Source organism: Kribbella sp. NPDC051587, from assembly GCF_044453945.1.
Lineage (GTDB): Bacteria > Actinomycetota > Actinomycetes > Propionibacteriales > Kribbellaceae > Kribbella.
Genome location: NZ_JBITDE010000017.1, coordinates 174,983 through 182,345, shown reverse-complemented (window position 1 = coordinate 182,345; position 7,363 = coordinate 174,983). Strand labels below are relative to the sequence as shown.

General features: G+C 67.1%; 6 protein-coding genes. 3 read left to right on the top strand and 3 right to left on the bottom strand.

The features are described 5' to 3' along the window. Window positions 1-1,189 precede the first annotated feature (1,189 nt). Both ACIA49_RS38490 and ACIA49_RS38485 read right to left on the bottom strand, forming a co-directional pair. Window positions 1,190-2,401 carry a pyrophosphate--fructose-6-phosphate 1-phosphotransferase gene (locus ACIA49_RS38490; protein WP_396383222.1) on the bottom strand — a complete coding sequence of 404 codons (1,212 nt, stop codon included), beginning with the start codon at window positions 2,399-2,401 and terminating at the stop codon, window positions 1,190-1,192. A gap of 70 nt (window positions 2,402-2,471) precedes the next feature. After that, window positions 2,472-2,987: an Lrp/AsnC family transcriptional regulator gene (locus ACIA49_RS38485; RefSeq protein WP_396383221.1), complete on the bottom strand. Its 516-nt coding sequence runs from the start codon at window positions 2,985-2,987 to the stop codon at window positions 2,472-2,474. 63 nt (window positions 2,988-3,050) lie between these two features. Here ACIA49_RS38485 and ACIA49_RS38480 point away from each other — a divergent pair, with 63 nt between their 5' ends. Continuing rightward, window positions 3,051-3,947: a DMT family transporter gene (locus ACIA49_RS38480; protein ID WP_396383220.1), complete on the top strand. Its 897-nt coding sequence runs from the start codon at window positions 3,051-3,053 to the stop codon at window positions 3,945-3,947. Here the strand turns inward: ACIA49_RS38480 and ACIA49_RS38475 are convergent. After that, window positions 3,917-4,915: an acetamidase/formamidase family protein gene (locus tag ACIA49_RS38475; protein ID WP_396383219.1), complete on the bottom strand. Its 999-nt coding sequence runs from the start codon at window positions 4,913-4,915 to the stop codon at window positions 3,917-3,919. The genes ACIA49_RS38480 and ACIA49_RS38475 overlap by 31 nt on opposite strands. Before the next feature lie 129 nt (window positions 4,916-5,044). On the opposite strand from ACIA49_RS38475, the gene ACIA49_RS38470 reads away from it, so the two are divergent. Beyond that, a complete protein-coding gene (locus tag ACIA49_RS38470) occupies window positions 5,045-5,737 on the top strand; it encodes a response regulator transcription factor (RefSeq protein WP_391543916.1) in 693 nt (230 codons plus the stop codon). Between the two features lie 83 nt (window positions 5,738-5,820). Further along, window positions 5,821-7,308, top strand: a complete 1,488-nt coding sequence (locus ACIA49_RS38465; RefSeq protein ID WP_396383218.1) for a sensor histidine kinase — start codon at window positions 5,821-5,823, stop codon at window positions 7,306-7,308. The last annotated feature ends 55 nt before the right edge of the window (window positions 7,309-7,363 follow it).

Here is a 7,363-nt window from a genome sequence, read left to right as displayed (position 1 = left end):
CAGAACCCACCACCTCACGGGCTAACCCACCAAATGGCGACCCCAGGGATCGCCGGGAGTACCCCCGCACCCGGCAACCCTCACCAGCCATCCCCCATTTGATGGGTCCACCCATCAACTTGTGGGTTCTGCACCCGCATACGAGTCCAGAACCCACCACCTCACGGGCTAACCCACCAAATGGCGACCCCAGGGATCGCCGGGAGTACCCCCGCACCCGGCAACCCTCACCAGCCATCCCCCATTTGATGGGTTCACCCATCAGCTTGTGGGTTCTGCACCCTCATGCGAGTCCAGAACCCCCCCACCTCATGGGTTAACCCACCAGATGGCGGCCGCAGGGGTCGCCGGGGGTAGTGCGGCGCCCGGCGACCCTCACCGGCCATCCTCATTTGGTGGGTTCACCCATCAGCTTGTGGGTTCTGTACCCGCATGCGAGTACAGAACCCACCACCTCGTGGGTTAACCCACCAAATGGCAGCCGCAGGGGTCGCTGGGAGTACTCCCGCGCTTGGCGGCCCTCGCTCAGTGGTGGATTTTCGTCACCGGGTCCCCACAACTCACCAATTAGCGCGACAAACGCCCGCACTGGGGTCCGCCTGCTCGTTACCGGTAACTTTTCGGCGCAGAGACCCGAAAAGTTCACCCATAACGCGAAACACACCCCCGCCCGGTCGACCCGTTCGCAGGCTGGAACGTTTTGTCCACATAGCGACCTGACCGTCTACTCGGCGCCGGTCTCGAACCTCAGCCACAGCCCGGAAGCTCAGACAACGGGAACCGCGGTCGCCGACCGCACCATCCCCCTCAGCCCCGCGCCGGACGCCAACCACCCGCCACTGTAAATCGGCCGCAGCGGCGAGCAACCACAAACCCACACCCCCGGCCGCAGACGGAATGGCGAGCAACCACACACGCCGTACCGGACAACACCCCAACCCCCGCCCGCATCCCCTGATGCATTTGAACGGATATCCCCTGAAATGGTCCCTTCTCACCTCGAATTTCCAGGGGAGAAGGGACCACTTGCGGGGTTATCCGTTCAAATTGCCGGAGGCGGGGCGGCGAAGGGGGAGCGGTGCGCAACCACACCGCCGTACTGGCCGAGGCGTATTCCAGGCACACCTTTGTGGAGGCTGTTTGCCCTGGAGGGGGAAGGAGTTTCCACAAAGGGGCGGATTCGAGCGGACTACGACTGGCCGATGGTGGCTTTCAGATCGGTGAACCAGTCGACGGTGGGGTCGAACTCCTTGCCGCCGGCGATGCGGGGGAACTCGATGGCGCGCAGTTCGTCGCCGCGTTCTTCGTCGTGGCCGACCACGCCGCTCTCGCCGCGGAGGGCGGCGTCGACGGCGAAGTCGGTGCACTGCTTGATCAGGGCGAGGTCGGCGTCGTTGGCGGCGGCCGAGCGGCTGAAGTAGCCGCTCTTCTGGACCATCGTCTTCTCGGCGCCGATCCGCTCCGCGAACTGCTTGGCGAACCAGGCACCGGGGTTGATCGTGTCCAGCTTGACGTGGCCGAACGGGTCGCGGCCGACCTCTTCACCGCGGGCTTCCATCTCGGCCACGATCGACGGTACGCCGGCGCCCTCGGACAGGAAGATGGTCACGCAGTCGTTCTCGTCCATCACCTTGCGCAGGCGCTCGGCCTCGGCGTCCAGGTCGATTGTTGCCTCCGGCACGTACACCGCGTGCACGTCCCAGCTCGACTCGTCGAGACCGATGCCCGGGTTCCACTCCTGCTCGTCGAGCCAGCCGCGGTACGCCTTCGCGGTCGCGGCGGTGAGCCAGCCACAGTTGCGGCCCATCACTTCGTGGACGATCAGCATCCGCGGGTTCGAGCTGTGCTCGGCGACGACGTTGCGGGCGAACAGTGCGCCCTGCTCGGCAGCGGTCCACGCACCCAGGCTCTGCCGGATCGGGATCACGTCGTTGTCGATCGTCTTCGGCAGGCCGACCACGGTCAGGTCGTAGTCGTGCTCCTGCAGGTACGCCGCCAGGTCCGCGGCGGTCGTGTTGGTGTCGTCGCCACCGATCGTGTGCAGTACGTCGACGCCGTCCGCCACCAGCCGCTCCGCGGCGACCTGCAGCGCGTTCTGTCCGTCCTGGATCAGACCGCGCTTCACCAGGTCCGCGGTGTTGGTCAGCTTCACCCGGCTGTTCCCGATCGGGCTGCCACCGAACTTGTGCAGCAGCGCCGCCTTCTCCCGCACCTCGGGAGTGACGACGACATGCCGCCCGCTGAGCAGTCCGTGGTACCCGTTCAGGTATCCGATGATCTCCACGTCGGGCGCCACTTCCGTGTAGCGCTCGATCAGCCCGCCGACGGCGGACGACAGGCACGGCGCAAGGCCACCGGCCGTGAGCAGGGCAACTCTGCGGACAGACTTGTCGGCAGCCATGGGGCAGGTCCTTCCGGAGGTCCTCTGAATGTCACTGAAGTCGGCAACAGCGTAGTGATGCAGACCACCCTCAGCGGTGGTCGGTGCCCATCTGACGGACAAGCGGCACCGAACGAGGCGGCACCGGCGTGGAGACCACGAACGAACTGATCGTCTGTCCATGCATCTGGAACGTGTCGAGAACGTCCTCGAGCCCGGCGATCGCAGCCACCTGAAGCCGGATCAGGAAGCAGTCCTCGCCGGAGATCCGGTAACACTCCACGACTTCCGGCGTGCGCGCGGCCAGGTCGATGATCTTCGGGATCTGCCCCGGCCCGGGCCGCATCCGTACCCAGGCCGCGACCGGCAGGCCGAGCGCGCCGGGATCCACCTCGAGCCGATACCCACGGATCACGCCGGACTCCTCCAGTCGGGTCACCCGCTCCCGCACGGTCGGCGCCGAGACCCCGAGCCGGCGCGCCAACTCGGTGGTTCGCAGCCGGGGGTCCGCCGACAGCTCGGTCAGCAGGCGCAGATTCAGCTCATCCAGGACCGGTTTGTCAGTTTGAAGATATTGCGAGCCTTCTGCGTTCGTTTCGGCAACCATCAGCACCTTCTTACGTTCGTATAGCCATGGGAAGTGACGGGCTCCTTTCCTAGGGTAGATCCCGTGAGTAAGCAAGCAACCGCCGCTGCGGCGATCACCGTTGTCCTCTGGGCGTCGTCCTTCGTCGCCATCCGCCACGTCGGGACCGAGTTCTCCGCCGGCGCCTTGTCGTTGGCCAGGCTCGGGCTCGGCAGCATCCTGCTCGGCGCCCTCCTCTTCGTCAGGCCGCGGCAGGAGCACCCGGTACGACGTTGGCCCGCGAAGGGCGATTGGCCGCAACTGCTGGCGTGTGGCCTGCTCTGGTTCGGCGTCTACAACGTCGCGCTCAACGAGGCCGAGCGGCGGCTGGACGCCGGCACCGCGGCGATGCTCGTCCACATCGCGCCGCTGCTGATCGCCGTACTGGCCGGTCTCACCCTCGGCGAAGGCTTTCCGCGGCGACTCGTCGGCGGCGGCCTGGTGGCGTTCGCCGGCATCGTCGTCATCGGTACGTCGGCCTCGACCGGCCACGCCGAAATCTGGGGCGTCGTGCTCTGCCTGGTCGCCGCCATCGCGTACGCCGTCGGTGTGGTGACCCAAAAGCCCTTGCTCAGCAGGCTTCCCGCGGCCGAGGTGACCTGGCTCGCGTGCACGGTCGGAGCGGTCTCGTGCCTCCCATACGCCCGCACGCTGATCGACGAACTCCGCACCGCGAGCTCGGGCGGCATCTGGTGGGTCGTTTACCTCGCGGTCTTCCCCACGGCGCTCGGCTTCACCACCTGGGCGTTCGCGCTTCGCCGCACGACCGCCGGCGCGATGGGCGTCACCGTGTACGCCGTACCGGTTGTGGCGATCGTTCTCGGCTGGATCTTCCTCGGCGAAACCCCGACCCTGCTCGCGCTGGCCGGTGGCGCACTCTGCCTCGCCGGCGTCGCGATCTCTCGCCGGACTCAGAGGGTGGCGGCGACCTCCCGCAATTGAGCGTGGATGTTGTTGTAGGCCTCGGCTTGCGGGAGCAATCGCTTCGGGACCTTGGTGACCACGCTGTAGTTGGCGTCGACGACATTCGCGAGCGGGACCTCGCTGACCTGGCTCAGCAACTGGTAGGCGTCCAGTTTGTCCAGGCCGTAGAGCGAGCCCAGCCAGCCGACCATGTCGACCTGCCCAGCCCGCCACGCATCCTCGAGCGGCCGGCTGGACCCGACCACGGCCAGGTAGTCGTCGTTCTCGATCCGCGGCCAAGCAGGTCCAGGCGTCTTCAGCAGTTCAACGATCAGTACGACGTTCATCGCGCCCTCGACCGCCGTACCGCAGGACTCGCCCTCACCCTGCCGGTAGTGGCCGTCACCCACCGAGAACAAGGCACCCTCGACATTCACCCGCAGGAAGCACGTCGCGCCGGCCTTCATCTCCGGCGTGTCCATGTTCCCGCCGAACACATCCGGGACCAGCGATGAGCGCACCTCGCCCGCGGCCGGCGCCACCCCGACCGTGCCGAGCATGGTGTTGATCGGCAGGGCGACCTCGAACTGACTCCCCTGGGCCTGGAAACCGACCGTCTGACTGGCGGTGTCGACCTCGTAGATCCAGGTCCGCTCGGGCAACGGGTCCTGCAGCGTCGCGGTCCGGTCCGTGCTGGTCAGACCACCGAAGAACGGGATCGTCGCCGACGCACCCCAACTGCGCGCCGGCGTGAGCTCGACGAAGTGCAGGACGAGCGTGTCTCCGGGCTCAGCGCCTTCGACGTAGAACGGCCCGGTCTGCGGATTCACGAACGGCATGTTCAGACTCGCGCCGGCCAGATCCGTCGTACTGCGGAGGCGGCCGCAGAACGCGTCCTCGGTCCACAGCCGCATCGCCGTACCGGGTTTGACTCTCCGGAGCGGCGCGGCGCCGCCGAAGGTCCAGGTGAGTTGCTCGTTGTCCGGGGTGAATTCAACGATGTCCACGGTCTGCAATTTACGCGTCCTTCGGCGGTGATCAGCGGGTTCTCAGGCGTTTCTCAAGGGGACCGCCTACTCTCGGTTTCGCGGTGGTCTGTGCTGGACCGCCCACTCGACCTCGAGCGGAGAAGCGGCATGCGGGTACTGGTGGTGGACGACGACCGGGCGGTCCGGGACTCGCTGCGCCGTTCGCTGGAGTTCAACGACTTCGAGGTCGTCACCGCCTCCGACGGCGCCGAGGCGCTGGCCGTGATCGGGAACGTCGACCCGGACGTCGTGGTGATGGACGTGATGATGCCGCGGCTGGACGGTCTGGAGACCACCAAGGCACTGCGGGCCGCAGGCAACAACGTGCCGATCCTGGTGCTGACCGCGCGCGACGCGGTCGCGGACCGGGTGGACGGCCTGGACGCCGGCGGCGACGACTACCTGACCAAACCCTTCGCGCTCGAGGAACTCCTCGCCCGCCTCCGCGCCCTCCTGCGCCGCAGCAGCACCCCCGGCGAGGGCGGCCCGCGCGGCGAAGTCCTCCAGTACGCCGACCTCGTGGTCGACGTGGACGCGCACGAGGTGCACCGTGGCGACGTACCGATCCAGCTGACCCGCACCGAGTTCTCGCTGCTCGAACTGCTGATCCGCAACCCCCGCCGGGTGCTGGAGCGCGCAGTCATCCTCGACGCGGTCTGGGGCTACGACTTCCCGACCACCGCGAACTCGCTCGAGGTCTACATCGGCTACCTCCGCCGCAAGACCGAGACCAACGACCTGCCCCGCCTGATCCACACGGTCCGCGGCATCGGCTACGTACTCCGGGACACCCCACCGTGACCGGTCCCAACGACTTCCCCTCCTACGCCCGCCGCGCCCCCCAACCCCAGCCGAGACCAGTTGCCAACAGCAACGGTAATCGTGTGGTGGCGACCGCGGCACGCACCCAAGGCTGGTGGCAGCAGAAGCTCCACCAGCTCAGCCTGCACGCCCGCGTGACGCTACTGGCAGCGGTCGCCGTGGGATTGGCGGTCGCAGTTGTCAGCATCGCCGCCTACGTGTCCGTGCGGCAGCAGATGTACCAGAACCTCGACAAGAGCCTCACCGACCGCGCTGTCTCGGCCGCCAAGCAACAGATCCTCACGCAGCAGAACAACCTGGAGAACTTCGGTCCGGAGGCCCTCGGGCTCAGCGACATCCTGCTCGGGGTGTATACCGCCGACGGCGAGCGGCTGGGTAACGAGGACAGCCCGCTGCCGCCGATGCAGGCTCCGGAGCTGGCGGTCGCCCAGAACCAGAACGAGATCACCAAACGCACCGTCGGGGTGGCGATGGGCACGCACTATCGCGTCATCGCGGTACCGGCGCTGTTCTGTGCACAGCCATTGCGGAGTTCGGAGTGTGTCGCCAACGACCCGGACAACTGGCAGCCGGCTGCGCTGGTGGTAGCCCAGTCCTTGAAGCCGATCGACCGGACTCTCCACAACATGGGCATCGTGCTGTGGGCGGTTGGACTGCTCGGTGTCATCGGCGCAGCCATTGCGGGCAACGCGATCGCGGCGTCTGGTCTGCGCCCGCTGGCACGACTGTCCGGTGCCGCCGAGCATGTGGCACGGACGGCCGAACTGAAGCCGATTCCGATCGACGGGTCGGACGAGATCTCGCGACTCGCAATGTCGTTCAACGCGATGTTGGCTGCGTTGGCGCGTTCTCAGGACCGACAGCGTCGCCTCATCGGTGACGCGGGGCATGAGCTGCGGACGCCGCTCACGAGCATTCGCACGAACCTCGACCTGCTCGCTCAGGCGGACAAGCGCGGCGGGCTGCGGCCGGAAGACCGGCAGCAACTACTGGACGACGTACGGGCTCAGATGGACGAGCTCACCAACCTCATCGGCGACCTGACCGAGCTCGCGCGCGACACCCCGCAGATCCGGAACGCGGAGCTGATCGAGATGTCCAACGTGGTCGAAGATGCGTTGATCAAGGTACGGCGGCGTGCTCCGAACCTGGAGTGGGACGTCAGCATCGAACCCTTCCCGGTGTGGGGTGATGAGCGGTTGCTCGGCCGTGCCGTGACGAACCTGCTGGACAACGCGGCGAAGTACAGCGTTCCTGAGGATGCGCCGACTGACGGCCAGCCCGTCGGCCTGGTGACGGTGCGGCTGCAGGACGGCGTACTGACTGTCACTGACTCTGGGCCAGGTATCGCCGACGCTGACCTGCCGCATGTGTTCGAGCGGTTCTACCGGTCCAGTGAGGCGCGCAGTCGGCCTGGCTCCGGGCTGGGGCTGGCGATCGTGAAGCATGCGGCCGAGCAGCACGGCGGGATGATCTACGCCCGGAACGCACCGGGTGCTGGGGCGCAGTTCACGCTCTGGCTGCCGCACGCGGCGACTCAGACGCGCTGAGCCGGGCTGTGAGGTTCCTGGCAGCCTTCAGGGGATCTTCACACAGTTCTTCGGC